We start from the raw sequence: 26274 nt of genomic DNA, 5'->3' as shown, positions 1-26274 counted from the left end.
CACCCCGGCGACGGCGGCGCCTGCGGATCGCCTCACGGGACTATGGGGGCATGGAAGTTCGCGTGCACCTCCGGGAGCGCCAACGGAGCGGTCCTTGGGTTGAACCGGCTCTAGAGCGGGTGCACCATCTTGTAGTTGGTCATCTTTACGCCCAGTGTGATGGGGCGCTGCTCGGCGACCACGACGAACCCGTGCTGCTCGAAGAATGGCCGTGCCGTGATGCTCGCGTTGGTGGACAGCTCGGATGCGCCGGCCCCCGCTGCGATGCTCTGGAGATGCGCCAGGAGGGCACCGGCCATACCGCGTCGACCGAACTTGGGAGCGACAAACATCATGTCGATGTAGCCATCGTCTCTGACGTCGGAGAAGCCGGCGACTTCGCCCCCGAGGGTTGCCACGTAGGTATTGAGCGCCTTCCTTGCGGAGTCCCATTGGTTGACATCGCGCACAGCCGGGCGCGCCCATGCGGCGATCTGAGCCGCTGAGTAGTGCAGCGAAGCCGTCTCCGTCACCGCCGCGAGGAACACGTTCAGGGTCGCTTCGGCATCGGTTTCGGCGTAGGGACGGATCTCCATCCCTTGATTCCATCACGCCAGGCCAACCGTCTCACCTGGGCCTCACCTGGGCCTCACCTGGGGAAGTGAGAGAGCGTCCGGGGTTGGGCGGCAGGATGTGAGAGAGCGTCCGGGATTGAGCAGCAGGAAGTGAGAGAGCGTCCGGGGTTGGGCGGCAGGATGTGAGAGAGCGTCGCATTGAAGGAGTCAGGTTGTGACGCTTGACACGTGTTAGGTCCGTCATCTACAGTTCCTAACACGTGTTAGGAAGGAAATTGACATGACCGGAGCCACAAACGGGCACCTGCGGGAAATCACCCGCCGTACCGCCCTCGGTGCCCTCGGCGCGGGAATTATCGGAGCTACCGTGGCATCGTGGCCGCGTCTCTCCGGGACGGACATTCCGGGCCGCGGGGACAACAGCCTCAGCATCGCCATCATGGGCACCGCCGCGGACGCCGCCGCCCGCCAGCGCGCCATTGACGCTTTCACCCGACTCCACCCGGAGATCAGGGTCAAGGTCCAGGCCATCCAGGCCGTGGACTGGAAAGACTTCTTCACCAAGATCCTCACCATGGTGGCTGCAGGCACGCCGCCGGACGTGGTCTACGTGGCCACCGAAGGCGCCCAGCTGTTCGCGGAGAAGCTCGCCCATCCGCTCGACGAGTATGTGCGCCGCGACGCCGCGGACATGGCCGAGTTCTTCGACGACGTCCACCCCAGCCTGGTGGAGGCCTTTATGTACAAGGGCAGCCTGTACCAGCTCCCGATGGACTGGAACGCGGCCAACATGTACTACAACACCACCGCGTTCGCGCAGGCAGGGCTGGAGCGCCCGGCGGACGACTGGACCCACCTGGACTTCCGCAACAGCCTCGCCGCCATGCGCAAGGCCCGCACCTCGGACTTCACCCCGTACTACTGGACCAACCGGCTCTTCGGCGGTGTGGTGCCGTGGCTCTACGCGAACGACACCAGCTTCCTGAAGGAGACCAGGTCCGCCGGCGGGGAGTGGCTCTGGGACGGCTTCTACGCCAACGATCCCTCCCGCAGCCTCCGTTCGGGCGGGTATCAGTGGCTGGAGCCCAACGCCAATGACGACCGCGTATTCGAGTCCTTCGACTACCTGCGCGGGCTGGTCAAGGACGGGCTCGGTGTCCGTCCGGAGGAAGGCGGCGGCAGCTCGCTCGTCGGCCTGTTCGCGTCCAACCGCATTGGGACGACGCCTGCCGGCGGCTACTGGGTGCAGGGGCTGCACGAGGCCGGGATGGGCGAAAGCGATTTCGACGTCCAGTTCTTCCCGCGCTGGAAGACCCAGCGCCACCAGTTCGGCACCGCCGGCTACGCAATCATGAAGACCGCCAAGGACAAGGACGCCGCCTGGGAGTGGATCAAGTTCAGCTCCAGCCGCGAGGCGATGGAACTGATCTTCCCCAACCCGGCCACGACGCCGGCGCGGCGCTCCATGGTCAACGAGCAGCTCTATTCCGGCAAGGGGCCCGCCAATTGGAAGGTCTTCTACGACACCCTGGACCGGTTCCCCGCCACCGGCCCCATCCCGGCGCCGCCGCAGCAGGCCGCCGTCGAAACGGCCCTGATGAAGAACGTATCGCTGGCTGTCAGCGGCGACGAGCGCCAGCTCAAGCAGGCCCTCGCTTCCATGCAGCGCGACCTTGAACTGGCCCTGAGGAGGCAGTCATGAGCACCATCACCCGCCGCATGGCAGGGGAGTCCGGCAAGAGGCAGTCCGGCAAAGGGGTAGCCGGCGAACCGACGACGCCTGACCCCAACGCCCCGCCCCAGCACCAACCCACCGCCAAGTCACGGCAGAGCCAGCGCTGGCTAGCCTGGATCTTCCTGGCCCCCACCATCCTCGGCATGGGGCTGTTCACCCTGATCCCGATTGTGGCCTCCATGGTCCTCGCCTTCTTCCGCTGGGACATCATCTCGGCGCCCACCTTCGTGGGCTTCGACAATTTTTCCGAAGTGGTCCAGGACCCCACAGTCCGGGTGTCCTTCCTGAACACCATCCTGTTCGTGGTGGTGGCCGTGGCCCTCCAGCTGGGGCTCGCCCTGGCGCTGGCCATCATGGTGCAGGAGAAGATGCCGGCGTGGCTGCGGGTCTTCTTCCGCTCGGCCTTCTTCTTCCCGCTGATACTGTCCGCGGCCTCCGTTTCCATCTTCATGCGGTACCTCTTCAACGAACAGTTCGGCGTGGTCAACTGGTTCCTGTCCCTCGTGGGCATCCCCGCGGTGCCGTGGCTGACCACGCCGGGCGGGTCCGCCGCCGTCGTGATCCTTGTGTACGTGTGGCAGAACTTCGGGTTCTCCTTCCTGCTGTTCATCGGCGGCCTGGCATCCATTCCCGTTGAGACATACGAAGCGGCATCGATCGACGGCGCCACCGGCTGGCGCAAGCACCTGTACGTGACGCTGCCCCTGCTGAGCCCCACCACCCTGGTGGCGTCGGTGATGGCGATCATCAACGCCCTGCAGGTGTTCGACCAGCCCTACGTGCTGACCCGCGGCGGCCCGGGTGACTCCACCCGCACCGCCGTCATGGTCATCTTCGAATCGGCCTTCCAGCGCCTCGAGTTCGGTCAGGCGTCCGCCGTCGGCGTGCTTCTCACCCTGATCATCATGGCCATCACGGCCGCGCAGTTCCGGCTCAGCAAACGATTCGTCTTCTACCAGTAAGGCCAGCCATGACAACCACAACAGACCACGGCCTGGCTGGGCATTCACCCCGGCTTTCCGAAGGCCTCCCGGAAACGTCCCCCAACCGGCGCAGGTTCAGCTGGAACTTCGCCATCCGCATCGTCCTGCTGCTGATCGCGGCCGCCCTGACGCTGGGCCCGGTGCTGTGGACCCTGTCCACGTCGCTGCGGTCGCCGTCGGAATCCTTCAAGCTGCCGCCGTCGTTCTTCCCGTGGAACCCGGACTTCACGTCCTACGGTGAAGTATTCCAGCAGCTGAATATCTTCTTGCTCGTCCTCAACAGCGCCTTGGTGACCGGGCTGATCGCGGTGGGCCAGATGGTGTCCGCGGCGATGGCAGGCTACGCCTTCGCGCACCTGAAGTTCCGCGGCCGCGGCGCACTCTTCTCGATCGTGCTGGCAACCATGATGGTGCCGATGCAGGTCACGATCGTGCCCGTCTTTATGCTGATCCGCGGCATGGGCCTCTCCGACACGCTGCTGGCGCTGATCCTGCCGGCCATTCCGACGGCGTTCGGCACCTTCCTGATGCGCCAGTACTTCATGGGGCTCCCCGCCGAGCTGGCCGAGGCCGCCTCGATCGACGGCGCCTCGCCCTGGCGGACGTTCCGTTCCGTATATGCTCCGCTGGCGATGCCCGGCATGGCGATCGTGGGAATCCTCGCATTCAACTTCCACTGGAACGAGTTCTTCCGCCCGCTCATCCTGACCATCTCCGAGCAAAACTTCACGCTCCCGCTGGGACTTGTCTCGCTCCAGGGCAACCTGGGGACCGGAAGCATTTCCGTGGTGCTCGCAGGCGTGGTCCTGTCCATGATTCCGGCGCTGGTGGTCTTTATGTTCGGCCAGCGCGTACTCCAGGACGGCCTCACGGCCGGCACCGGAAAATAACCTCTTCACCGAAAGGCCCTGCCATGCCCTCCCCGGACCTCGCCGCCATGCGCTTCGACGACGTCGCCGCCGCCCACACCGACCCCGCCTTCCCGCACTTCCACCCGCGTCCCGCGCAGGGCTGGATCAACGATCCCAACGGCATCAGCCACATCAACGGCCGGTACCACGTGTTCTTCCAGTACAACCCGGACTCCGCCCGGCACCACCGGATCGCGTGGGGCCATGTGAGCTCGGCCGACCTGGTGCGCTGGGAGGAACACCCGGTGGCGCTGCGCCCGCAGTACGGCGGACCGGATGAGTACGGCTGCTGGACCGGCGTGGTGACGGACGACGGCGGTGTTCCCACCGCGGCGTACTCGGGCGTCCGTGGCGACGGGGGCCACTCACAGGTGGTCATCGCCCGCGGCTCGGAAGACCTGGCCCATTGGGAGCAGACCGGCCACGTGGCCGCCTCGATGCCGGCTGACGGGCAGGTCACTGCGGTGCGCGACCCGTTCATCTTCCGGTTCAACGGCAAGCGGTACGCCATGCAGGGCGCCGGCCTCGCCGACGGGCACGCAGCGCTGCTGCTGTACACGGTGGAGGACATGTCCGACTGGAAGTACCAGGGCATCTGGCTGACCTCGGAGAACCCGGTGGCCGCCGAGTTCACGCCGGCCGAGATCTGGGAATGCCCGCAGCTGGTGCGGGTGCCTGATTCCTCCGGGGACTCTTCGGACTCACGCGAGTCCGGCGACTCCTCAGGCGATACCGGAACCTGGCTCATGATGTTCTCGCTCTGGCTCTCGGGTGACGCGCACGAACACGCCAACGGCGTGGGCCACCTGGTCGGTTCGCTGACGGAGGACCCGGAGTCCGGGTTGCCGGTCTTCTCGCCCCGCGGCGGCGGGAAGTCGGACCTCGGGCGCGACTTCTATGCGCCCCAGATCGTGGCATTGGAGGACCGGGCCTTGCTGTGGGGCTGGGCCAATGAGGGACCCGGCCGCGACGGACGCCGCGGCCGCAGCCAGGACGAAATTGACGTCGCCGGCTGGGCCGGTGTCCTGACTTTCCCGCGTGAACTCTCGGTGGTCGACGGCGCCCTTGCCGTCAGCCCGGCCCCCGAAATCGACGCCTACCGTGGAGCGCAGACGGCCAGCCAGGCGGGTGGAACCGTTGTGCTGCCTCCGTTTGCCGAAGCCTTGGTTACTGCGAGCGGAGCTGGCTCTGCTGGTGATGCCCGTGATGCCGGTGATGCCGGTGCTGGCGGCGGGGACACCGCCGTCGAGGTCCTGCTCGTGGGGAACGGCAGCCGCCAGACGGTCTTCAGCGGATCCATCGCACCGGGGGAGGAGTTGCGGATATTCGTGGACGCCTCATTGGTGGAGGTCTACCGGTCGGGTTCAGTCGCCACAACCCTGCGTGCTTACCCGGCAGCGGGGGAGGAATGGCAGCTGCACCTTCCGTCCGGGGCCACGGCTGACGTATGGGAACTGGAGCAGCCCGCAGCCCACGGCTGACTCTTCGTGTGCGGCCCAGGGTGCGCCTGCCTGTTTGGCGGGCGCACCCGGGGTCTTGGACCCGGCCCGCTGTTACAGTTCGGCTGCGTGTTACAGACGGGGCGGGTGTTACCGGACGGGTGTTTCGACCGGCCGGGTGTTACCGACCGGCCGGTACGGGGCCGGTGGAATCCCGGACCACGAGGCGGCAGGGAACCATCGTCTCGGCGCTAGCAGCCGGACTGGCGCTGGCCGCGGGGTCAGCGCCGGCACCCGAGCCGCCGTCGTCGTCGTTCTTCCCGTTTGGAGTGGTCGCCACCTCGGCGAGCAGCGCGGTCATGGCCGCGGCACCCATCTCCCGGAGCGGAAGGGCCATGGTGGTGAGCGCGGGGACCATGGCCTTGGCGACGCGGAATTCGTCGTCGTAGCCCATCACGGAAACATCCTGCGGGACGTTCAGCCCCAGCCGGTAGCAGGCCAGCACGACGCCTATGGCCAGACGGTCGTTGGCGCACAGGATCGCGGTGGGGCGGGTGGACGGTTCCATGCCGTCGAGGAGCTTCATGGCGCCGTGGAAGCCGGTGTCAATGTCCCAGCCCACCTGGATGACCCGGTCCTCGTTCACCGGCAGGCCCGCGGCCTTGAAGGCATCGCGGTAGCCTTCGATCCGGCGGGGCGCGGCGGGAGTCAGGGAATCACCGGCGAGGAAGGCGATGTCCCGGTGGCCGAGGGCCATCACGTGTTCAGCGGCTTCCCGCCCGCCCCGGACCTCGTCCGGGATGACGGCCGGAAGGCCTGCATCGGGGCGGTCATCGAAGCAGTTGGCCAGGATCGACGGGACCCGGGCCATGTTCGGCGGCACGTTCAGGGGACGCAGCCCCACCGTCACGTACATGAGCCCGTCCACCTGCCGGTCCAGCAGGGTTTCCACGGCACCTTCGTCCCGGGACTCGTCGTGCTCCGTATCCATCACCACGGTGACAAAGCCGTGCGACCGCGCCACGGCATCCGCGCCGGCGATGATGTTGCCGTCGAACGGGCTGGTGACCACCTCGTCCGACACGATCCCGATGATCCGCGACTGCTGGTTGCGCAGGCTCAGGGCAATTTTGTTGGGCGAATAATTGAGCGCTGCTGCTGCTTCCCGGATGCGCTGCTGGCTTTCTGCGGCCACGTTGCCGTCGCCCCGCCCGTTGAGCACGAGCGACACAGCGCTGCGCGAGACACCCGCCAGCTTGGCGACGTCCAGCGCGGTGGCCTTGCGGTTCATGGGCTGATCCTCCGGATGGGAAAACACTGCTTTGCTGCAGTTTACCTAACTCGTGTGAGCCGCGCCCTCCCCGCCACGCTCTCTCACTTGTTGGGGGTCTTTCTTGAGACGCTCTCTCACTATCTGTCGGCTTTCTTGCGTCCCTCTCTCACTGCGTTGAAGGAAGTGCGAGAGGGTTGGGGATTGGGCGGCAGGAAGTGAGAGAGCGTTGGGGTTTGGGGTGCAGGAAGTGAGAGAGCGTTGGGGTTGATGGGAGACTGGATTGGTGACTTCCGAGAACCCGCTGGACCCGCTCAATGCCTATGCCGCTGCCGACGACGCCCCTCTTTCCGAAGGTGACGCCACCGGCGCCCCGGCCGAAGCAGCACAGGACCCCGAAGCAGCACCGGACACCCGCGGCGATGCGGATACTGTCACGCGCACCGAGGCAGCGCAGGGCGCCCTGACCGCTATCCAGGCTTCCAGGGTTGCCGTGTCCGCCCTGCTCGACGGCGGCGTCCGGTACGTGGTGGTTTCGCCGGGATCGCGGTCCGCACCCATGGCCTATGCGCTTGCCGAAGCCGACGCCGCCGGCCGCTTGGAACTCCTGGTCCGGATCGATGAACGCTCCGCCGGGTTCACTGCCCTTGGCCTTGCCCTGTCCACGGGAGCGCCGGTCGCCGTGCTCACCACGTCCGGCACCGCCGTCGGAAACCTCATGCCCGCCGTGATGGAGGCCAACCACGCCGCCGTGCCGCTGGTGGTGCTGTCCGCCGACCGGCCCGATGAGCTTCGCGGCACCGGCGCCAACCAGACCACCGTCCAGCTTGACCTCTTCGGCGAGCACGTGCGGTTCGCCGCCGACGTCCCCGCGGGCACCGACCCGGAACGCGCGGTGGAGACCGCCCTCAGCGCTGCCACCGGCGTGTTCGAAGACGTCGCGCCCGGGCCCGTGCAGCTGAACCTGGCCTTCCGTGATCCGCTGGTCCCGGCCGCCGGCGACCACCTGCCGGAAGCAGCGGGCCGCAGGACGTGGCGGATCGGACGCGGCCCGGAGCCCATGGCCCTTGCGCCCGCGCCGGCCACCTTGGAAGAACGGCGCACCGTGGTGCTGGCAGGGCACGACGCCGGTCCGGTCGCCGAAGCCTTCGCCCGCGCCCACGGCCTGCCGCTGCTCGCCGAACCATCCTCCAACTCACGCTTCGGCCCGAATGCCGTGGGCCCGTACCGTCTCCTGCTTGAGCACTTCGGCCCGGATGCCGCCCAGCCGATCGAGCGCGTGGTCCTCTTCGGCCGGCCCACCCTGTCCCGCCCCGTCTCCGCACTCCTGGCCCGCGCCGACGTCCCCGCGGCCCTGTACCAGCCGGTTCCCGTGGCCTGGTACGAACCGGGCCGCCGGACCGAACTCCCGCTGGACAACCTCGCGGATCTCGCCGACTTCTCCGGCCGCGGCTCCTCGGCCTGGCTGGATACCTGGCTGTTGGCCGGTGCCGCCGCCCAGCACGCGCTCGACCAGGTCCTGTCCGGGGAAACAGCGGCAACCGGGCCCTCCGTCGGCGCGCTGGTGTGGAAGCACGCGCGCGGCCAGCTGATGCTGGGGTCCTCCAACGGCATCCGGGACGTGGACCTCGCCGGCCAGCCCCTGCCCGAACCGCATGCCACGGTCTTCGCCAACCGCGGCCTCGCCGGGATCGACGGCACCATCTCCACTGCCACGGGCATCGCGTGGGGCGGCCGGCAGGAAACCACCCTCCTGGCAGGCGACGTCACCTTCCTGCACGACGCCGGCGGCCTGCTCCTGGGCTTCGCGGAGAATGACCCCCTCCTGCGGATCGTGGTGCTGAACGACGCCGGCGGGGCCATCTTCAACCTCCTGGAGCACGGAGCCGTGCAGGAAGCCGGAACGTACGGGAACGCCGTCGAACGCCTCTTCGGCACCCCGCACACAGTGGACATCGCGGCGCTCGCCGCAGCGTACGGCGTCGGACATTGTGCGGTAAGTACGACGGCGGAACTCGCCGAGGCGCTCGCCGCACCGCGGTCGGGGCGGAGCATTATTGAGGTCCGCACCGACCGGCATGGCCTCCGGGAGCTGCACGGCCGCATCAAGGCCGCAGTGGCGGAAGCAGTCCGGGGCTTGCTGGCGGGTTAGCGGGGGCGCGACTCGGGCTCGAGCTTGGCCATGACGCGTTCGGAGAGCTCAACTAACATCCGCCGTTCAGCTGGAGTTATCAGCTCAAGAAAGTTCTCCCGGACCCATTCGATGTGCCCCGGCGATGCCGCGCGCAGTGCGGCCCGCCCGGCTTCCGTGAGGTGGACCACTATGCCGCGGGCGTCGTCTTCCGCCTGTTCGCGGGTGACAAGGCCGCGCTGCTCCATCCGTCGCAGCTGGTGCGCCAGTCGACTGCGGTCCCAGCCCGCGCTGTGTCCGAGGTCCCGGGGGCGCATGCCGGCTGCCCCGGCTTCGGCCAGGGGGGCAAGCATCTGGTAATCGGCGCCTGAGACGCCGCTCCCCGCCAACTGCCGCTCCATGCCCGCTGCCAGTTGGCGGCTAAAGAGGATGTAGGCGAACCAGACTTCCTCCTCGTCCTTGCTCAACCAGCGGGGCTTGGGCATTTGGTGTTCCTTTCACGGACGGCTGGTAAAAGTTGTTGACATGTCAGCATAGCAGGAGCAAAGTTGTTGATACATCAGCAATTGCCCGAGAGGGGATTCGGGCCAAAGCCAAGAGGAAAACCGCCATGACCACCCAGCCAGCCACAAAAACCCCCAGCATGCCCACCGCAGGCACCTACCGCATCGACGGTGTCCGTTCCAGGGTCACTTACACAAGCCGGCATATGTTCGGCCTGGGCAAGGTGCGAGCCGAATTTAGCATCGCGTCCGGGCGACTGGATATTGCGGAATCGCTCTCTGAGTGCCGGGCCATGGCGACCATCGATGCCGCCAGTTTCAAATCCGACAATGCGAAGCGCGACCGCGACGTCAAGGGTCCGGGACTGCTGGATGTGGCCGACTTTCCGCGCATCGAGTTCACTTCCACTGCCGTCAGGGAGGACAAACGCGGGATGGTGCTCGTCGGGACAGTGTCCATGCATGGGGTTGTCGCTCCCGTGCAATTGCCCGTCTCGTCCTGGGAAGCCCAAAATCCTGACCGCATCCAAGTGCTGGCCCGGGCGGGCCACCTGGACCGCTATTCGTTCGGTATCACGGGGGCCAAAGGATGGGTGGGCCGCTACTTCGACCTGGACTTTGAGGTGGTGGTCGTGCGCGCCGCGGGGAACTGAGGCGCCGGCGGCCTGAGTCCTGACGCGCAAATGCCCTGGAGCTGCGGGAATCCTGCAGCGCCAGGGCATTTGCCCGCCGGGAGCGTGTCTTACTCGGAGATGTCGATGTGGGTCGGGTCCAGGACGCGCTTCAGGAATTCCTTGGTGCGGGACTGCTTGGGGGCGCTGATGACCTGCTCGGCCACGCCTTCCTCCACCACCACGCCGCCGTCCATGAAGACCACGCGGTCGGCCACTTCGCGGGCGAAGCCCATCTCGTGGGTCACCACCAGCATGGTCATGCCCTCCTTGGCCAGGTTCCGCATGACAGACAGCACGTCGCCCACGGTTTCCGGGTCAAGGGCCGAGGTGGGCTCATCGAACAGCATGAGCTGGGGGTCCATGCTGAGCGCACGGGCAATGGCCACGCGCTGCTGCTGGCCGCCGGAGAGCTGGTCCGGGAAGCGGTCTGCCAGGTGGCCCAGGCCCACGCGTTCGAGGTTGGCGCGCGCCACCGTGTCGGCCTCGCCCTGGGAGCGCTTGAGCACCTTGGTCTGGGCGATGGTGCAGTTTTGCTGGGCGTTCAGGTGCGGGAACAGGTTGAACTGCTGGAACACCATGCCCACCTTGCGGCGCATCTTGTCGATGTCCACATCGGGGTCGGTCGCCTCGAAACCGCCCACGTGGATGGTTCCCTCGTTGGGCTGCTCGAGCAGGTTCACGCAGCGCAGCAGGGTGGACTTGCCGGAGCCGGACGGGCCGATCAGGCAGACAACCTCGCCAGGGGCCACGTCCAGGCTGATGCCCTTGAGGACTTCGTTGGAGCCGTAGGACTTGCGGAGGTCCTTGAGGGAAACCCCGGCGGCGTGCACGGCAGTGCCGCGTGCGTTGTTTTCGACGTCGTTCATGACTGTCCTGCCTATCGCTTCGTCCGCGCGGAGCGGCTTTCGAACTTCCGGGCCAAAAGGCTCAGCGGGATGGTGATCACCAGGTAGAAGGCACCCGCCACGAGGAGCGGGGTGAGCCCGGCTCCCAGGCTGGAAATGCCGTCGCGGCCGAACTTGGTTAGTTCGTACTGCGAGGCGGTCAGGCCCAGCACGTAGATCAGCGAGGAGTCCTTGGTCAGCAGGATGACCTCGTTGGTCAGCGGCGGCAGCACGATCCGGAAAGCCTGCGGGATCACGATGGACACCATGGCCCGCCACTGGGGCATGCCCAGCGACCGGGCGGCCTCCAGCTGTCCCTTGGGCACGGCCTGAAGGCCGGCGCGGAGCGTTTCTGCGATGTAGGCCGCAGCCACCATGCCCAGCGAGATCATCACCACAATGGTCACGTTCCACTGCACGCCAAACGCGAGCGGAACGCCGTAGCCGAACGCGATGAACACGAGCAGCGCTGGGATGCCGCGGAAGAATTCGATGTAGCCGGTGGCGATCCAGCGGTAGAGCGGGAAGCTGGAGAGCTTCATAAGGGCCAGCAGCAGACCGCCGGATAGGCCCACAATGAAGCCCAGGGCCGTGTAGATCAGGGTGTTCTTGAGGCCGATCAGGAAAATGTCCGGGAACATTGGGCCGATTTTGGCGAAATTGAAGACGCTGTTGCCGATGGTCTTCCAGTCCGTGGCCAGAATCAGCGCGGCCACAGCCACAACGAAGATTCCGGCCTGGACGTACAGGCTGACTTTGGCTCGTTGACGTGCGGTCATTGCCATGGTGTTCTCACATTCGTTTGCGCAGTTGAGGCCCCGTACAGGCTGTTTGTACAGCGGACTGCCATACAGCGGTACAGGGCCCCAACTTGGTAGGTCACAGGGCTGCCTGGGTTTCCCTGCCTAGAGGGCCCGGGCCGGAGTGTGTGCTACTTGGCGACCTCGCCGAACCAGGTGGTCTCGAACTTCTCGAGGGTTCCGTCGTCGGTCAGGCGCTTGAGCGTTCCGTTGACCTTTTCGGCCATGGCGGTGTTGCCCTTCTTGATGGAGATGCCCAGCTGCTCACCGGTGGCAAACTTCTCGACTGCCTTGAACTTGGGGTCGTCCTTGATGGCGTAGCCCAGGACGGACTGGTTGCCCAGGGCGGCGTCGATGGTGCCGGCCTGCAGGGCCTGGACCAGGAGGCCGGTGTCCTCGAACTGCTGGGCGTCGAGTCCCTTCTCGGTGGCGTAGTCGGCGCCCGTGGTGGCCTGCTGCACGCCGACCTTCTTGCCCTTGGCGTCGTCCAGGGACTTGATGCCGGAGCCCTCGCTGGCAACGAGAGCCAGGTCATCGTCCAGGTACGGGGTGGAGAAGTCCATGACGGCCTTGCGGGTGTCCGTGATGGAAATGGAGGAGATGGAGATGTCGCAGCCCGTAAGCGCAGTGCCGGTCTCGATGGCCTCGAAGGAGCTGTCCACAACGCTGAGCTCGGCGTTCATGTCCTTGGCAACCTCGGCTGCGATGTCCATGTCGAAGCCGACGATCTTGCCGTCCTTCTGGAATTCGAACGGCTCGTAGGGGACGTCGGAGCAAACGGTCAGCTTGCCGGCGTTGATGAGCTGGACCCCGCCCTCGGGGGTCGCTGCAGGGGTGGAGCTACCGCCGCAGGCCGTGAGGGAAAGGGCGCCGACGGCGAGGAAAGCGGCTGCCTTGGCGGCCAGCTTTGCCGTGGCGGAGGACATGGGCTGCATAGTTTCTTACCTTTTGTTGCAGGGGTATGCGTGACTAAAACGGTTTATAGTGTAGCGCCGAATAAGAGATGTGCATCACAGAAAACTTAGTTTCACTATTGGATAACCAAACTACCGCTGATTTCAAGCCTAGGCGAGGGGCTGGTGTCTGCGTCTCCGGACACTCCGCCCAACTGGGTCGCAGTTAACGCTCTGAAAACGCGGTTTCGCGACGTTAACTGCCAGTCAGTTGGGTGGGGGCGGCGAACTTTAGTTGCTGATGCCCAGCGACTCGAGCATCGGACGGAACTTGGCCCAGGTTTCCGCGAGTTCCGCCTCGGGGTGGGAGCCCTCCACGATGCCGCAACCTGCATAGAGGCGGACCGTGTCCGGCGCCTCGACGACGGCACCGCGGAGCGCGATTCCCCACTCGCCGTTCCCGGCCGCGTCCAGCCAGCCCACCGGGCCAGCGTACGGTCCGCGGTCCATGTGCTCGAGCTTGCGGATCAGCGCCCCGGCCACCGTGGTGGGGGTTCCGCAGACCGCGGCCGTGGGATGCAGCGCGTTGATCAGCGCGAGGCACGTGGGCACGTGGCCCTCCACCTCGGTCAGCTCAGCCTTCACGTCCGACGCCAGGTGCCACACGTTGGGCAGCTCCAAAATGAACGGCTCGCTGTGCGCGTTCATGGCCTCGGAAAACGGCGCCAGCTGGGTCGTGAGCGACTGGATGGCGATCTCGTGCTCATGCCGCTGCTTCTCGGACCCGGCCAGCACGCGTTCGGCGAATTCCAACGGCGAGCCGTCCATCCCCTCGGCGTCGCGCCGGTCCAGGGTTCCGGCCAGGACCCGCGCCTGGGCCGTGCGGCCCTCCACCTGGATCAGCATCTCCGGGGTCGAACCCACCAGCCCGTCCACGCCGTAGGTCCAGCATTCGCGGTACCGGACGGCCAGCTGGCGGAGGATCTCCGCGGCATTCACGCCTTCCGGAATCGTGGCCACAATGTCCCGGGCCAGCACCAGCTTTTCGAGCTTGCCGGTGCGGATTTCGGCGACCCCGGCGGCCACTGCCGCCATCCAGTCATGCTCGCTGAGGGAGCCGGTTTCGAGTTTAGGTACGACGTCGGCAGCCGGTTCGGCGGTCAAGCCGGCGCCGGGCCGGGCAGCCAGGGGAAGTCCGACGTCGGCACTTGGGGCTGCGGGCGCGCCGCCCCTAACGTCCAGCGGGTCAACGTCCAGCGGGTCAACGTCCAGCGGGTCCGCGTCCAGCCAGCGCTGCAGGGCGGCGAGGGCGCCCGCTTCGGTGAGTTCGCCGTCGTCGAACGTTAACTGGGTGAGCCAGGCCCGGCCGTCCCTGACCCCCACAACGATTTCAGGAACAATCAGCCGGGAGCGGTGCGTGGACACCTTGGAGAAGGCGAAGGAGCCGAAGGCCACCGGGCCGGTGCCGGGGCACTCCACGGAGTCGGTGATGTCCGCTTCGATGACCAGGTGCCGCCACCAGATGTCGGCCTCGAGGAAACGCTCGGGGCCGGTGGCAGTGAAGCGGGCGATCTCGCCAAAGCCCACCAGTCCGGCTTCGCGGCGGGTCCAGCAGAGGACATCGTCCCGGACCAGAAATGACGGCAGCCCCCCGGAGAATGATCTTCCATCCAGAGGGACTGTCAGTGTCTTAATAATGCCGGCGCGGAACGTACTCGTCATGATGAGATAACAGTACTCCGGAGTGCCGCCAGCACCTTCTTGGGCCCCGCCGCCGCGCTGGACCGGGCCGTGGTTCGTGGGTCCGCCCAACATTTGAGACAATGTCATGGTGAACCGAGCATCCTTGGATAAGCGTCCGGACGAAGTAGCCACGATGTTTGACGACGTCGCCCCCAAATACGACGTCGTGAATGATGTCCTGTCCATGGGACAGACGCGCCGCTGGCGCCGGGTAGTCGTCGAAGCCATGGATGTGAAGCCGGGCCAGCGCGTGCTCGACCTCGCCGCCGGAACAGGCACGTCCAGTGAGCCCTACGCGGATGCCGGGATCAACGTCATTGCCTGCGACTTCTCCCTCGGAATGCTCAAGGTTGGAAAACGCCGCCGTCCCGACATCGACTTCATCGCCGGCGACGCCACCCGTCTTCCGTTCGCGGACAACACCTTTGATGCCACCACCATTTCGTTCGGCCTGCGCAACGTCAACGAGCCCAAGAAGGCCCTGGCCGAGATGCTGCGCGTCACCAAGCCCGGCGGCAAGCTGGTGATCGCCGAGTTCTCCCAGCCCGTGGTCCCGCTGTGGCGCACCATGTACACCGAATACCTGATGCGCGCGCTGCCGGCCATCGCCGTGAAGGTCTCGTCCAACCCGGACGCCTACGTTTACCTCGCCGAGTCCATCCGCGCCTGGCCTGACCAGGACCACCTGGCCGGCTGGCTGCAGGAATCCGGCTGGGAGAAGGTCACCTACCGCAACCTCAGCGGCGGCATCGTCGCCGTCCACCGCGCGCACAAGCCCCTGTCCGGCAGCGCCGCCGCCATCGCCAACCACACCGGCCCCGTGGCGAAGCTCCGCCGCAACATCACCCGGCCGGCGAGCTAGCCGTACCTGCCGTGAACGTACTGATCGTCGGCGCAGGACCAGCAGGGTCCACTGCCGCCTACTACCTCGCCAAGGCCGGCATCGGCGTCACGGTGCTGGAAAAAACCACGTTCCCGCGTGAAAAGGTCTGCGGCGACGGCCTCACGCCGCGCGCCGTCCGCGAGATCCAGAAGCTCGGCCTGCCCCACCCCGAGGAAGGCGGCTGGCGGCGCAACAAAGGCCTTCGCCTGATCGCCGGCGGCCGCACCATTGAACTGCCCTGGCCGGAAGTTTCCGATTTCCCCACGTACGGCCTGATCCGCACCCGGCTCGGCTTCGACGAAGAACTGGCCCGGCACGCCGAGTCCGCCGGCGCCCGCGTCCTGGAAGGGCACAGCGTCACCGAAGCCCTGCGCTCACCGGACGGCCGCGTCATCGGGGTGCGCGCCGCGCTGCTTGACGAGTCGGGACGCAAGACGGGGGAGACGCGCGACTTCCTTGCCGACGTCGTCCTCGCAGCGGACGGCAACTCGTCCCGGACCGCGGTGTCCCTCGGCATCCAGAAGCGCGACGACCGCCCCCTCGGCGTGGCCGTGCGCACCTACTTCACCAGCCCCCGGCACGACGACGACTGGATGGAAGGCTGGCTGGAGCTCCCCGGCCGCGACGGCGAACTGCTCCCCGGCTACGGCTGGGTGTTCGGCGTGGGCGACGGCACCTCCAACGTGGGTCTTGGCATCCTGAACTCGTCCAAGGAATTCGGCCGGCTCGACTACAAGCAGGTCCTGCGCGAGTGGACCGCCGGCATGCCCGCCGAGTGGGGCTTCACGCCCGAAAACCAGGTGGGCGAGATCCGCGGCGCCGCGCTGCCCATGGGCTTCAACCGCACGCCGCACTACTACCCGGGCCTGCTGCTGCTGGGCGACGCCGGCGGGATGGTGTCCCCGTTCAACGGCGAGGGCATCTCCTACGCCATGGAATCCGCCCGCTTTGCGGCCGAATACATCATCGACGCCAACACCTGGCAGAGCCGCTACGCCAAGTGGACGCACGACGACGCCGACCTCCACTTCAAGGGGTACGCCGACTACGTGCGCGGCCAGTGGGGGAGCCACTTCACCCTGGGCCGTGCCTTCGCCTCGGTGATCGGCAAGCCGTCGGTGATGAAGCTCGCCTTGCGGACCGGCATGCCGCTGCCGGCGCTCATGAAGTTCGTAGTCCGGCTGATGGCCAACGTCACGGATGAATCAGCCAAGGGATTCGAGGACAGGGTGATCAGACTCCTGGAGGCGCTGGTGCCTGCCACGTCCAACACCTCCCTGTCCCCGTCCAGCTACACATCCGCGGTTTCCGCACCAAAAAGTTAGGGTTAACCCGTGACGAACTCTGCCAAGCACAGCTGGACCCATGCCGGACACGGCCTGCCGGACTCCAGGGAGCCCGAGCCCAACACCACCGCGATCGCCACAGGTCTCCAGCTGCCGGCTGGGTTCGCCGCCATCGCGGCAGACCCGGAGCTCGGCCCCGCCATCACCACCAACCTTGCCCGCGTGGAAAAGAAGCTCCGCGAGGCCATTGCCAACTCCGATCCGCTGGCTGATGCGACGTCGCGCCACCTGGTGGAAGCCGGCGGGAAGCGCATCCGGCCGCTGCTGGCCCTGCTCTGCGCCCACCTCGGCGACGCCTCGCGGCCGGCCGTGGTGCAGGCTGCCGTTGTTGTTGAGCTCACCCACCTGGCCACGCTGTACCACGACGACGTGATGGACTCGGCCCCGTTCCGCCGCGGCGCCCCCACCGCCCACGAGGTCTGGGGCAACTCCGTGGCCGTCCTCACCGGCGACCTGATCTTCGCCCGGGCCTCCATCCTGGTGTCCGAACTCGGCTCGCGTGCGCTGGGCATCCAGGCCCGCACCTTCGAACGGCTGTGCCTGGGCCAGCTGCACGAAACCGTGGGACCCCGGCCCGACGAGGACCCTGTGGAGCACTACCTGTCCGTCATCGCGGACAAGACCGGATCCCTGGTGGCTGCCTCCGGCCAGCTCGGCGCCATTTTCTCCGGTGCCGACGAAGCCTACGAACCGATGCTGGTGGAGTACGGTGAGAAGATCGGTGTGGCCTTCCAGCTGGCCGACGACGTCATCGATGTCACCGGCATCAAGGTCAAGTCCGGCAAATCCCCGGGCACGGATTTGCGCGAAGGGGTGCCCACCCTGCCCGTGCTGCTGCTCCGCAACGCTGCCGCCGAAGGTGACGCGTCCGCCGTCGAACTCCTGAAACTGATCGACGGCGACCTCTCCTCGGACGATGCACTCGCTGCCGCCGTGGCCGGCCTGCGAGACCACCGCGTCACCGCGGAATCGTGGGTTGTGGCCCGGGCCTGGGCCGATGAGGCCATCGCCGCACTGGCGCCGCTGCCCGAAGGCGTGGTCAAGGATTCACTCACCAGCTTCGCGCTGGCCGTGGTGGACCGCGCCAGCTAGGGGCGGTTGGCCCGTACTTAAACGGAATGGCCCCGGTCCTTTGCAGTGTTACGAGTCATACGCTGCATCGAACCGGGGCCATTTCTCCGTTCGCATCAGATCCACCGGAGGCATTTAGTGGATCCGTGAATTAGTCTATGACAGCTTTGTCACGAACGCGAATCGGGTGTTAATCGGCGTGTCACACGCCCTGGCTGGCGCCTTTGCTGCCGCGCTCCGCCGTCGTGACCTGCTATTGCTGATGAACGTTGATGACACGCCCGGGTCACGGCGCGTCGCGGGGCCCGTGGGTCGAAACAGGGTCGGCACGGCGCTTGCGGGTTGTCCACATATGGTGGCCGTGCCATTTTGCGGCCTGGATCTCGAATCCACCATGGCTCAATGGATCTCAACACATATTTACGGCATCGAGGCGGCGCTGCGAAGCGAAGTCAGCTGCTGGCCGCCGGATTCCAGCGACCGGAGCTTGAGGCTGCGCTGGCAAGCGGTCTGCTGTTCCGGCCGTTGAGGGGTGTCTACGCGATTTCAAGCGCGGACTACGGCGTCATGGCGGCTTTTCGTTCGAACGGCCAGCTCACGTGCATCTCCGCCGCCCCGTTCTACAACCTCTGGACTCTGTACGCGGCCAGGGCCGTGCACCTGAGCTGCGGGAACGGCATTCCGAAGCCCGGAGTGGTGGACCATTCACCCTGCGTCCACCCACGGCACCCGTCCCTACCTATGGCAGGCTTGGCCGACGTGCTCATTCACGCCTTGCGCTGCTTGCCGGAGCTGGAATCGCTGGTCATGGTGCAGTCCGCAGTATGTCGGGGGCTGATAACGGTCGAGTTCCTCAGGAGGAAGCTGCCGGGGAAACGGAACGGCAGGGCCCGCGCCGTGCTGGACCTACTGATTCCCAGGGCGGACTCGTTGCTGGAAGTACTGGCACACACGTATTTTGTCCGTGCAGGGCTCAGCGTACGCATGCATGTGGAACTGCCCGGGGTGGGCGAAGTCGACTTCCTTGTGGGCGACTGCCTGGTGGTGGAGCTGGACGGATCCACCCACTTTGAACCGCGGCAGATCAAGAAAGACCATCGCCGCAGCAGAGCCACCATGCTCGGAGGTCGGTTGACGCTCCGCTACTACTATGACGACGTGGTGCATCGTCCCCAAGCCATGGTGGAGGAGATCCGCGCCATACTGCGGCTGCATGCAGACGGCACGTTCGCCCCGGCTTGGTGAGCCCAGCACAACGGCGCGTTCCGCCGTCGTGACCCGATTTACCGCTGCCTGTGGCCAGACACGCCGGCCGCATGGCGCGTCGCCGGGTTTCGGGCTTGAAACAGGGTCACGACGGCAGAGTTAAGCCGCAGCGGGAGGAATCTAGGCAGCGGGGACCCCTAGTCCTCTTCGTCGTTGAACGCCCACTCGAACATGTCGAACACGAACTCGGAGAACGTGCCCTCTTCGCTCTTCCACTGGCCGCGGGCGTTGTTGCGGCGGTACACAATGGGGTCCGGAACGCCGAGGTCGCCCACGCGGAAACCCCAGGTGAACTGTTCTTCCTCGTCCTCGAGGAACATGAGGAAGCCTTCGTCATCAACTTCGAGTTCCTCGGGGTCCCAGAAGTAGTGGTAGGCCTCCATGAGGTCCTCGCAGCCGCCCACTGCCTGGTAAAACTCCTTCAGGACCAGCGGGATCTGGAACTGGTGGTCGGCAAGTGCGACTTTGAGTTCGTCTTCGGACAGTCCGTCCTCTTCCTGCCATTCGTCTTCGAGATACTTCGGAACAAGCGCGCGGAACTTCTCGAGGAACATGTCAGTCATGGTTCATATCCTAGCTAATCCCGGCCACCGTTTTCCGCCGTCCCCAGCCCGAGCCGGTGCCACCCCCGGACGGCCAGCGGAACGTACCAGGATCGGCGCCACGCAGTGACCCGGAAAGCGAATACGACGGCGGCAACGGCCCCGGCGGTGAACGCGTTGAACGACCCCGAAACCCAGAGGATCGTGGTCAGAGCCGCCCCTGTGAACGCGGGCAGCGCGTAGAGGTCCTTCGGGTCGAAGAGCTGCGGCACCTCGTTGGCTGTGATGTCGCGCAGGAGGCCGCCGCCCACCGCCGTCGTGACCCCCAGCAGCACGGCCGAAACGGGGTTCATTCCGAAACTCAGCGCCTTCAGTGTTCCGGTGATGCAGAACAGCGCCAGGCCGCCGGCGTCGAACAGGATGAGCAGCGACGTGAAGCGCTGGAGGCTGGAAAACAGGAAGTACACCAGCACGGTGGCGAGCAGCGGGGGAGCGAGGTAGGCGGGGTTGGTGAACGCCGCGGGCGGTCCGCTGTTGAGGATGATGTCGCGGATCACGCCGCCGCCTAGCGAAACGAGGGAGGCGAGGAGCAGTGAGCCAATGAGGTCGAACTGTTTCCGCGCCGCCAGGAGGGACCCGGACACTGCGAAGAAGAAGACGCCGGCCAGATCCAGCCATACCAGAACGGCGTTGAATGAGAGGGTCATGGGGCGTCCCGGTGAATTCCAAGGGGCGGATAGGGCGGCTCCAACGTTACGCTAGCCCCTATGAATAGCCCCATCATGATCGCCTGTGCCCACGGAACGTCCAGCCCGCTGGGCGCTGCCGAGGTCAACGGACTCCGTGCCGGGATCAGCGAACTGCGCCCCGGCCTGGACGTCCGCGAGGCTTATGTTGACGTCCAGGACCCGGACCTGGTGGATGTCATGGCAGGGTTGCCGAAAGGGGAGCCGGCCGTCATCGTGCCGCTGCTGCTCAGCGTGGGTTTCCACACCAAGGTGGACATCGCCAAGGCGGCGCGGGGCCGGGAAGGCAGCTCGGCGTCGGATCCCCTCGGGCCTGATCCCAGGCTGGCGGAGATCCTCGACCAGCGGCTGCGCGAGGCCGGAGCCACCGAGCACGACGCCGTGGTGCTCGCGGCTGCGGGATCCACCAACCCCAAAGCCTCGGTCAGCGTCGAAGAGCTCGCCGAACACCTGAGGGCGCTTCGGGGCAACAGGATCGTCCCCGCCTACGGTGCGGCCGCCAAGCCGTCCGTGCCCGACGCCGTCGCCTCACTGCGTGCTGAATACCCCGGCGGGGAGGGGCAGGGACGCGTGATCATTGCCTCGTACCTGCTGGCCCACGGGTTCTTTCATGACCAGCTGGCCAAGGCAAAAGCGGACGTGGTGACGGAACCGCTGCTGCCCTCCCGGCTGATGGCCGAGGTTGCCCTGGACCGCTACGACGCCGCCGTCGCGGCCGCGGCAGACGCCGCAGCAGCGACCTCCTGACAGCCCCGGGCTCACCGCCGAGGAGCCCCGCGGCTGGGCCCCGGACCATGCACAGCACCCACCCTTCTTCAAGGCTTCCCGGCGATTCATGACGAAATATTTCCCTAGGTGACCTCGCGTTTCTGACCCTTTGTGACGGCTTTCGGGTCGGACCTACAGTCGATGCATGACTGATACAGCTCTAGCCGGAGCGTCCGCGGACTCCGCTGCCGCCAAGCGACCTGCACGCGCCAACCGTCCGGCAGCGAAGCCGCACGGCCAGTGGAAGGTGGACGGCACCACCCCGCTCAATGCCAACGAAACCTGGAAGCAGGAAGACGACGGCCTCAACGTCCGCGAGCGTATCGAGTCCATCTATTCCAAGGACGGGTTCGACTCCATCCCGGGCCAGGACCTGCACGGACGCTTCCGCTGGTGGGGCCTCTACACGCAGCGCAAGCCCGGGATCGACGGCGGCAAGACCGCCACGCTTGAGCCGCACGAGCTCGAGGACAAGTACTTCATGCTCCGCGTCCGGATCGACGGCGGTGCGCTCACCACCGAGCAGCTGCGCGTGATCGGCAACATCTCGGTGGACTTCGCCCGGGATTCCGCGGACCTCACCGACCGCCAGAACATCCAGCTGCACTGGATCCGCGTGGAGGACATCCCCGAGATCTGGACCCGGCTGGAGGGCGTGGGCCTGTCCACCACCGAAGCCTGCGGCGACGTTCCCCGCGTCATCTTGGGCTCGCCCGTGGCCGGCATCGCCAAGGACGAGATCATCGACCCGACCCCGCTCATCGCCGAGCTGGGGGAGCGCTTCATCGGCAACCCGCTGCTGTCCAACCTGCCGCGCAAGTACAAGACCGCCATCACCGGCCACCCCAGCCAGGACGTGGTGCACGAGATCAACGACTTCGCCCTGGTCGGCGTCAAGCACCCCGAACTCGGCATCGGCTACGACCTCTGGGCCGGCGGCGCACTGTCCACCAACCCCATGCTGGGCAAGCGCCTCGGCGCCTTCGTTACGCCCGAGCAGGCAGCCGACGTGTGGCTCGGCGTCACCAGCATCTTCCGCGACTACGGTTACCGCCGCATGCGCACCAAGGCGCGCCTGAAGTTCCTGATGGCCGACTGGGGACCCGAGAAGTTCCGCCAGATCCTCGAGGACGAATACCTCGGCTACAAGCTGGCCGACGGCCCCGCCGCACCCAAGCCGACCACCCCGGGCGACCACGTGGGCGTGCACGAACAGAAGGACGGCAAGTTCTTCATCGGCGCCACCCCGCTGGCCGGCCGGCTCTCCGGCACGCAGCTGGTGAAGCTCGCGGACACCCTCGAGGCCCGCGGCTCGCACCGCCTGCGCACCACCCCGCACCAGAAGCTGGTTGTGCTGGACGTCCCCAAGGACGAGGTTGAACCGCTGGTCGCCGAGCTGGACGCCCTGGGCCTCTCCGCCCGTCCGTCCGTGTTCCGCCGCGGCACCATCGCCTGCACCGGCATCGAATACTGCAAGCTGGCCATCGTGGAAACCAAGATGACCGCCGCGACCGCCGTGGCCGAGCTGGAACGCCGCCTCGCGGACCTCGCGGAGAGCGGCCAGCTGCCCCACGCCCTGTCACTGCACATCAACGGCTGCCCCAACTCCTGCGCCCGCATCCAGACCGCGGACATCGGACTCAAGGGCATGATGCTGCCAACGCCCGACGGCGACCCCAGCCCCGGCTTCCAGGTCCACCTGGGCGGCGGGCTGGCTTCCAACAGCCGCGAAGAAGCCGGCCTCGGACGCACCGTCCGCGGCCTCAAGGTCTACGTTGACGACCTGCCGGACTACGTCGAGCGCGTCGTCCGGAAGTTCGTGGCCGACCACGCCGAAGGCCAGACCTTCGCCGAGTGGGCCCACGCAGCAGACGAGGAGGACCTGCAATGAGCAAGCACGCACTTGGAATTGACCCCGTACTCCGCACCCACGACGAGCTCAAGGCCCTGGCCGAGGCCGGCGCTGCCGAGCTCGGCTGGGACGCCCCGGCCCGGGACGTCATCGCCTGGGTGGCCCGGAACTTCGACCTGCCCGCCGTGGCCGTGGCCTGCTCCATGGCCGACGCCGTCCTGCCGGCGCTGGTTGCCGACCAGCTTCCCGGCGTCGACGTCCTGTTCCTGGAGACCGGCTACCACTTCCCGGAAACCTACGCCACGCGCGACGAAGTGGCCGCAAACCTCCGCGTCAACGTGGTGGACGTCCTCCCGGAGAACACCGTGGAGCAGCAGGACCGCCTGCTCGGCAAGGACCTCTTTGCCCGTGACGCCGCCCAGTGCTGTGCCCTCCGCAAGGTGGCTCCGCTGCGCCGCACCCTCGCCGGCTATGAACTCTGGTTCACCGGCGTGCGCCGCGACGAAGCCCCCACCCGCACCAACACCCCGCTGATCACCTGGGACGAAGTCAACGGCCTGGTCAAGGTCAACCCGGTGGCGGCCTGGAGCTTCGACCAGCTGGTGCAGTACTCCGACGACAACCTCCTTCCCGTCAACCCGCTGCTTTCACAGGGCTACCCGTCCATTGGCTGCCAGCCTTGCACCCGCAAGGTAGCGCCCGGCGATGACCCCCGCGCCGGCCGCTGGGCAGGAACCGACAAGACAGAATGCGGACTACACGTATGAGCACTTTCCTAACTGAGGAGCCCACCCAGGTGACTGAAGCTGCCGTTTCCACGCGCCTCTCCAGCCTGGACACCCTCGAATCAGAGGCCATCCACATCATCCGCGAGGTCGTCGCCGAGTTCGAGAAGCCCGCGCTGCTGTTCTCCGGCGGCAAGGATTCCGTGGTGATGCTGCACCTGGCCACCAAGGCGTTCTGGCCGGGCAAGGTTCCCTTCCCCGTGCTGCACGTGGACACCGGGCACAACTTCCCCGAGGTCATCGACTTCCGCGACCGCACCGTTGAGCGACTGGGCCTGAAGCTGGTTGTCGGCTCCGTCCAGGAGTTCATCGACCGCGGCGAACTGGCCGAGCGTGCCGACGGCACCCGCAACCCGCTGCAGACCGTCCCGCTGCTGGACGCGATCCAGTCCAACAAGTTCGACGCCGTCTTCGGCGGCGGCCGCCGTGACGAGGACAAGGCCCGCGCCAAGGAGCGCATCCTGAGCCTCCGCGACGAGTTCGGCCAGTGGGACCCGCGCAACCAGCGCCCCGAGCTGTGGAACCTGTACAACGGCCGCCACACCGTGGGCCAGCACGTCCGCGCATTCCCCATCAGCAACTGGACCGAGCTGGACGTGTGGCGCTACATTGAGCGCGAAAACATCGAGCTGCCCGGCCTGTACTACGCCCACGACCGCGAGGTCTTTGCCCGCGACGGCATGTGGCGCGCAGTGGGCGAGGTTTCCCAGCCCCGCCCCGATGAGGAAGTCATCACCAAGACCGTCCGCTACCGGACCGTCGGCGACATGTCCTGCACCGGCGCTGTTGAGTCGGCTGCCGCTACCGTGCGCGACGTCGTGATTGAAGTTGCCGCCTCCACCATCACCGAACGTGGCGCCACCCGTGCCGATGACCGCATCTCCGAGGCCGCCATGGAAGACCGCAAGAAGGATGGCTATTTCTAATGAGCACCGAAATCGATACAGCCCGCGCGGCTGCCCTTCTTGACGAGGCCCCGCTCGCGCACGCCTCCCTGTTCCGCTTCGCAACCGCCGGATCGGTCGACGACGGCAAGTCCACCCTGGTGGGCCGCCTGCTGCACGACTCCAAGGCGATCCTTGCCGACCAGCTGGACGCCGTTGCCCGCACGTCCGCGGACCGCGGATTTGGGGGACCGGGCGCAGCCGGTGTACAAGCGATCGACCTGGCACTGCTGACCGACGGCCTGCGTGCCGAGCGCGAGCAGGGCATCACCATCGACGTCGCCTACCGGTATTTCGCCACGGACCGCCGCAGCTTCATCCTCGCCGACTGCCCCGGGCACGTGCAGTACACCAAGAACACCGTGACCGGCGCGTCCACCGCGGACGCCGTCGTCGTACTCATTGACGCCCGCAAGGGTGTCCTGGAGCAGACCCGCCGGCACCTGTCCGTGCTGCAGCTGCTGCGCGTGGCGCACGTGATCGTGGCCGTGAACAAGATCGACCTGGTGGACTTCAGCGAGAGTGTATTCCGCGGGATCGAAGCCGACGTTCAGAAGGTGGGCCGCGAGCTCGGCCTCGGTTCCGATGGGATCACCGACCTGCTGGTGGTTCCGGTTTCCGCGCTCGACGGCGACAACGTGGTGGAGCGCTCGGAGCGCACCCCCTGGTACACCGGCCCGGCCCTCCTTGAGGTGCTCGAGACCCTGCCCGCCGCGGACGAACTGGAAAGCCACCTGGAGAGCTTCCGCTTCCCGGTGCAGCTGGTGGTCCGGCCGCAGGGCGCGCTGGCTCCCGACGCGGTTGCCGGCGGACTCGACGTCGAGAAGTACCGTGACTACCGCGCTTACGCCGGGCAGATCACGGAAGGATCGGTCAAGGTGGGGGACAAAGTCAGCGTGCTGACCCCGGGCCAGGCCCCGCGCACCACCACCGTCACGGGCATCGACTTCGCGGGCGCTGAGCTCACCGAAGCCGTGGCTCCGCAGTCCGTGGCCCTGCGCCTCGCTGACGAGTTCGACGTCGCCCGCGGTGACACGATCGCCGCTGCAGGCACCGTCCGCGAAGCCTCCGCCGACCTCTACGCCGCGTTGTGCTGGCTGTCGCCGAAGCCGCTCCGTGAAGGCGCCAAGGTGCTGGTTAAGCACGGCACCCGCACCGTGCAGGCGCTGGTCCGCAGCGTCAGCGGCAAGCTGGACCTCGCCACCTTCAAGCTTGAGGGCGCATCCAGCCTGGAGCTCAACGACATCGGCCACGCGCAGCTCCGGCTCGCCGCCCCGCTGCCGCTGGAGAACTACCTGCACCACCGCCGCACCGGAGCCTTCCTGGTGATCGATCCGCTGGACGGCAACACCCTTGCCGCCGGCCTGGTCAACGACCACCCGGGAGACCACGAGGACGAGCGCTACTCGATCTGATTGCACTGAGGTCGCCGGAAACGTGCGAGGTCGCCGGAACCTCGGAATGAATCAAGCTGTTTGTGACAGCTGGTTGGTTTTGTAGTTGATGCCGGCGTGGGCCGGGGCGGCTGGTGCGGTGGGTTTGTTTCGGTAG

At 66.7% G+C, this 26274-nt stretch carries 24 protein-coding genes; 15 read left to right on the top strand and 9 right to left on the bottom strand.

The annotated features are described in order from the left end of the window. Positions 1–110: 110 nt before the first annotated feature. Complete coding sequence (locus tag J2S97_RS20480) at positions 111–575, bottom strand: GNAT family N-acetyltransferase (RefSeq protein WP_307051778.1); 465 nt, start codon at positions 573–575, stop codon at positions 111–113. Between the two features lie 259 nt (positions 576–834). On the opposite strand from J2S97_RS20480, the gene J2S97_RS20475 reads away from it, so the two are divergent. Genes J2S97_RS20475 through J2S97_RS20460 form a run of 4 tightly spaced genes read left to right on the top strand, consistent with a single transcriptional unit; the run spans position 835 to position 5664 of the window. Then, the gene (locus J2S97_RS20475) at positions 835–2256 is read left to right on the top strand and encodes an extracellular solute-binding protein (protein ID WP_307051777.1); all 1422 of its coding nucleotides are present in this window, start codon (positions 835–837) and stop codon (positions 2254–2256) included. Beyond that, a complete protein-coding gene (locus J2S97_RS20470; RefSeq protein ID WP_307051776.1) occupies positions 2253–3251 on the top strand; it encodes a carbohydrate ABC transporter permease in 999 nt (332 codons plus the stop codon). The genes J2S97_RS20475 and J2S97_RS20470 overlap by 4 nt, the downstream gene beginning before the upstream one ends. 8 nt (positions 3252–3259) lie before the next feature. Continuing rightward, positions 3260–4162 carry a carbohydrate ABC transporter permease gene (locus J2S97_RS20465; RefSeq protein WP_307051775.1) on the top strand — a complete coding sequence of 301 codons (903 nt, stop codon included), beginning with the start codon at positions 3260–3262 and terminating at the stop codon, positions 4160–4162. A gap of 23 nt (positions 4163–4185) precedes the next feature. Further along, positions 4186–5664: a glycoside hydrolase family 32 protein gene (locus tag J2S97_RS20460; protein WP_307051774.1), complete on the top strand. Its 1479-nt coding sequence runs from the start codon at positions 4186–4188 to the stop codon at positions 5662–5664. A 139-nt stretch (positions 5665–5803) separates the two neighbouring features. Here J2S97_RS20460 and J2S97_RS20455 read toward each other — a convergent pair whose 3' ends face one another. Continuing rightward, positions 5804–6913 carry a LacI family DNA-binding transcriptional regulator gene (locus J2S97_RS20455; protein ID WP_307051773.1) on the bottom strand — a complete coding sequence of 370 codons (1110 nt, stop codon included), beginning with the start codon at positions 6911–6913 and terminating at the stop codon, positions 5804–5806. A 265-nt stretch (positions 6914–7178) separates the two neighbouring features. Here J2S97_RS20455 and menD point away from each other — a divergent pair, with 265 nt between their 5' ends. Then, positions 7179–9044 carry a 2-succinyl-5-enolpyruvyl-6-hydroxy-3-cyclohexene-1-carboxylic-acid synthase gene (menD, locus tag J2S97_RS20450; protein ID WP_307051772.1) on the top strand — a complete coding sequence of 622 codons (1866 nt, stop codon included), beginning with the start codon at positions 7179–7181 and terminating at the stop codon, positions 9042–9044. Here menD and J2S97_RS20445 read toward each other — a convergent pair. Beyond that, complete coding sequence (locus J2S97_RS20445; RefSeq protein ID WP_307051771.1) at positions 9041–9508, bottom strand: MarR family winged helix-turn-helix transcriptional regulator; 468 nt, start codon at positions 9506–9508, stop codon at positions 9041–9043. The genes menD and J2S97_RS20445 overlap by 4 nt on opposite strands. 125 nt (positions 9509–9633) lie before the next feature. On the opposite strand from J2S97_RS20445, the gene J2S97_RS20440 reads away from it, so the two are divergent. After that, the gene (locus tag J2S97_RS20440; RefSeq protein WP_307051770.1) at positions 9634–10179 is read left to right on the top strand and encodes a YceI family protein; all 546 of its coding nucleotides are present in this window, start codon (positions 9634–9636) and stop codon (positions 10177–10179) included. 89 nt (positions 10180–10268) lie between these two features. Here J2S97_RS20440 and J2S97_RS20435 read toward each other — a convergent pair whose 3' ends face one another. The 4 genes from J2S97_RS20435 to J2S97_RS20420 all read right to left on the bottom strand — a co-directional run bounded on the left by J2S97_RS20435 (position 10269) and on the right by J2S97_RS20420 (position 14499). Further along, positions 10269–11066 (bottom strand): amino acid ABC transporter ATP-binding protein, encoded by a 798-nt coding sequence (locus tag J2S97_RS20435; RefSeq protein WP_307051769.1) that lies wholly within the window; start codon positions 11064–11066, stop codon positions 10269–10271. Positions 11067–11077: 11 nt separating this feature from the next. Further along, the gene (locus tag J2S97_RS20430; RefSeq protein ID WP_104175820.1) at positions 11078–11869 is read right to left on the bottom strand and encodes an amino acid ABC transporter permease; all 792 of its coding nucleotides are present in this window, start codon (positions 11867–11869) and stop codon (positions 11078–11080) included. Between the two features lie 146 nt (positions 11870–12015). Then, positions 12016–12819, bottom strand: coding sequence for an ABC transporter substrate-binding protein (locus tag J2S97_RS20425; RefSeq protein ID WP_307051768.1), 804 nt, complete (start codon positions 12817–12819; stop codon positions 12016–12018). A gap of 249 nt (positions 12820–13068) precedes the next feature. Then, positions 13069–14499: an isochorismate synthase gene (locus tag J2S97_RS20420; RefSeq protein ID WP_307051817.1), complete on the bottom strand. Its 1431-nt coding sequence runs from the start codon at positions 14497–14499 to the stop codon at positions 13069–13071. A 109-nt stretch (positions 14500–14608) separates the two neighbouring features. On the opposite strand from J2S97_RS20420, the gene J2S97_RS20415 reads away from it, so the two are divergent. The 4 genes from J2S97_RS20415 (at position 14609) to J2S97_RS20400 (ending at position 19065) form a co-directional block, all read left to right on the top strand. Next, positions 14609–15382 (top strand): demethylmenaquinone methyltransferase, encoded by a 774-nt coding sequence (locus tag J2S97_RS20415; protein ID WP_307051816.1) that lies wholly within the window; start codon positions 14609–14611, stop codon positions 15380–15382. Between the two features lie 11 nt (positions 15383–15393). Next, the gene (locus J2S97_RS20410; protein WP_307051767.1) at positions 15394–16728 is read left to right on the top strand and encodes a geranylgeranyl reductase family protein; all 1335 of its coding nucleotides are present in this window, start codon (positions 15394–15396) and stop codon (positions 16726–16728) included. A gap of 9 nt (positions 16729–16737) precedes the next feature. Beyond that, positions 16738–17841, top strand: coding sequence for a polyprenyl synthetase family protein (locus J2S97_RS20405; protein WP_307051766.1), 1104 nt, complete (start codon positions 16738–16740; stop codon positions 17839–17841). 381 nt (positions 17842–18222) lie between these two features. Beyond that, positions 18223–19065 (top strand): DUF559 domain-containing protein, encoded by an 843-nt coding sequence (locus J2S97_RS20400; protein ID WP_307051765.1) that lies wholly within the window; start codon positions 18223–18225, stop codon positions 19063–19065. 158 nt (positions 19066–19223) lie between these two features. On the opposite strand, the gene J2S97_RS20395 is transcribed toward J2S97_RS20400, so the two are convergent. Next, positions 19224–19649: a hypothetical protein gene (locus J2S97_RS20395; RefSeq protein ID WP_307051764.1), complete on the bottom strand. Its 426-nt coding sequence runs from the start codon at positions 19647–19649 to the stop codon at positions 19224–19226. Positions 19650–19663: 14 nt separating this feature from the next. Continuing rightward, the gene (locus J2S97_RS20390) at positions 19664–20335 is read right to left on the bottom strand and encodes a trimeric intracellular cation channel family protein (protein ID WP_307051763.1); all 672 of its coding nucleotides are present in this window, start codon (positions 20333–20335) and stop codon (positions 19664–19666) included. 60 nt (positions 20336–20395) lie between these two features. Between J2S97_RS20390 and J2S97_RS20385 the strand changes: the two genes are divergently transcribed. The 5 genes from J2S97_RS20385 (at position 20396) to J2S97_RS20365 (ending at position 26138) form a co-directional block, all read left to right on the top strand. After that, positions 20396–21121: a sirohydrochlorin chelatase gene (locus J2S97_RS20385; protein WP_307051762.1), complete on the top strand. Its 726-nt coding sequence runs from the start codon at positions 20396–20398 to the stop codon at positions 21119–21121. Between the two features lie 166 nt (positions 21122–21287). Beyond that, entirely contained in the window at positions 21288–23033 is a 1746-nt protein-coding gene (locus J2S97_RS20380) for a nitrite/sulfite reductase (RefSeq protein WP_307051761.1), read from the top strand. Then, positions 23030–23761, top strand: a complete 732-nt coding sequence (locus tag J2S97_RS20375; RefSeq protein ID WP_307051760.1) for a phosphoadenylyl-sulfate reductase — start codon at positions 23030–23032, stop codon at positions 23759–23761. Before J2S97_RS20380 ends, J2S97_RS20375 begins: the two co-directional genes overlap by 4 nt. Further along, the gene (gene cysD, locus J2S97_RS20370) at positions 23758–24705 is read left to right on the top strand and encodes a sulfate adenylyltransferase subunit CysD (RefSeq protein WP_307051759.1); all 948 of its coding nucleotides are present in this window, start codon (positions 23758–23760) and stop codon (positions 24703–24705) included. Before J2S97_RS20375 ends, cysD begins: the two co-directional genes overlap by 4 nt. Continuing rightward, entirely contained in the window at positions 24705–26138 is a 1434-nt protein-coding gene (locus tag J2S97_RS20365; RefSeq protein ID WP_307051758.1) for a sulfate adenylyltransferase subunit 1, read from the top strand. Before cysD ends, J2S97_RS20365 begins: the two co-directional genes overlap by 1 nt. The last annotated feature ends 136 nt before the right edge of the window (positions 26139–26274 follow it).

Origin of the sequence: Arthrobacter oryzae, from assembly GCF_030812315.1 — a bacterium.
Taxonomy (GTDB): Bacteria; Actinomycetota; Actinomycetes; order Actinomycetales; family Micrococcaceae; genus Arthrobacter; species Arthrobacter oryzae_B.
This window is presented reverse-complemented; position numbering and strand designations above follow the sequence as displayed.

Bases quoted from the DNA above. Each gene is read 5' to 3' on its own strand.
- J2S97_RS20430 (WP_104175820.1), bottom strand. From the start codon at position 11,869: ATGGCAATGACCGCACGTCAACGAGCCAAAGTCAGCCTGTACGTCCAG.
- J2S97_RS20440 (WP_307051770.1), top strand. From the start codon at position 9,634: ATGACCACCCAGCCAGCCACAAAAACCCCCAGCATGCCCACCGCAGGC.
- J2S97_RS20380 (WP_307051761.1), top strand. From the start codon at position 21,288: ATGACTGATACAGCTCTAGCCGGAGCGTCCGCGGACTCCGCTGCCGCC.
- J2S97_RS20425 (WP_307051768.1), bottom strand. From the start codon at position 12,819: ATGCAGCCCATGTCCTCCGCCACGGCAAAGCTGGCCGCCAAGGCAGCC.
- J2S97_RS20470 (WP_307051776.1), top strand. From the start codon at position 2,253: ATGAGCACCATCACCCGCCGCATGGCAGGGGAGTCCGGCAAGAGGCAG.
- J2S97_RS20390 (WP_307051763.1), bottom strand. From the start codon at position 20,335: ATGACCCTCTCATTCAACGCCGTTCTGGTATGGCTGGATCTGGCCGGC.
- J2S97_RS20475 (WP_307051777.1), top strand. From the start codon at position 835: ATGACCGGAGCCACAAACGGGCACCTGCGGGAAATCACCCGCCGTACC.
- J2S97_RS20445 (WP_307051771.1), bottom strand. From the start codon at position 9,508: ATGCCCAAGCCCCGCTGGTTGAGCAAGGACGAGGAGGAAGTCTGGTTC.
- J2S97_RS20435 (WP_307051769.1), bottom strand. From the start codon at position 11,066: ATGAACGACGTCGAAAACAACGCACGCGGCACTGCCGTGCACGCCGCC.
- cysD (WP_307051759.1), top strand. From the start codon at position 23,758: ATGAGCACTTTCCTAACTGAGGAGCCCACCCAGGTGACTGAAGCTGCC.
- J2S97_RS20460 (WP_307051774.1), top strand. From the start codon at position 4,186: ATGCCCTCCCCGGACCTCGCCGCCATGCGCTTCGACGACGTCGCCGCC.
- J2S97_RS20395 (WP_307051764.1), bottom strand. From the start codon at position 19,649: ATGACTGACATGTTCCTCGAGAAGTTCCGCGCGCTTGTTCCGAAGTAT.
- J2S97_RS20375 (WP_307051760.1), top strand. From the start codon at position 23,030: ATGAGCAAGCACGCACTTGGAATTGACCCCGTACTCCGCACCCACGAC.
- J2S97_RS20465 (WP_307051775.1), top strand. From the start codon at position 3,260: ATGACAACCACAACAGACCACGGCCTGGCTGGGCATTCACCCCGGCTT.
- J2S97_RS20365 (WP_307051758.1), top strand. From the start codon at position 24,705: ATGAGCACCGAAATCGATACAGCCCGCGCGGCTGCCCTTCTTGACGAG.
- J2S97_RS20385 (WP_307051762.1), top strand. From the start codon at position 20,396: ATGAATAGCCCCATCATGATCGCCTGTGCCCACGGAACGTCCAGCCCG.
- J2S97_RS20400 (WP_307051765.1), top strand. From the start codon at position 18,223: ATGGATCTCAACACATATTTACGGCATCGAGGCGGCGCTGCGAAGCGA.
- J2S97_RS20420 (WP_307051817.1), bottom strand. From the start codon at position 14,499: ATGACGAGTACGTTCCGCGCCGGCATTATTAAGACACTGACAGTCCCT.
- J2S97_RS20455 (WP_307051773.1), bottom strand. From the start codon at position 6,913: ATGAACCGCAAGGCCACCGCGCTGGACGTCGCCAAGCTGGCGGGTGTC.
- J2S97_RS20480 (WP_307051778.1), bottom strand. From the start codon at position 575: ATGGAGATCCGTCCCTACGCCGAAACCGATGCCGAAGCGACCCTGAAC.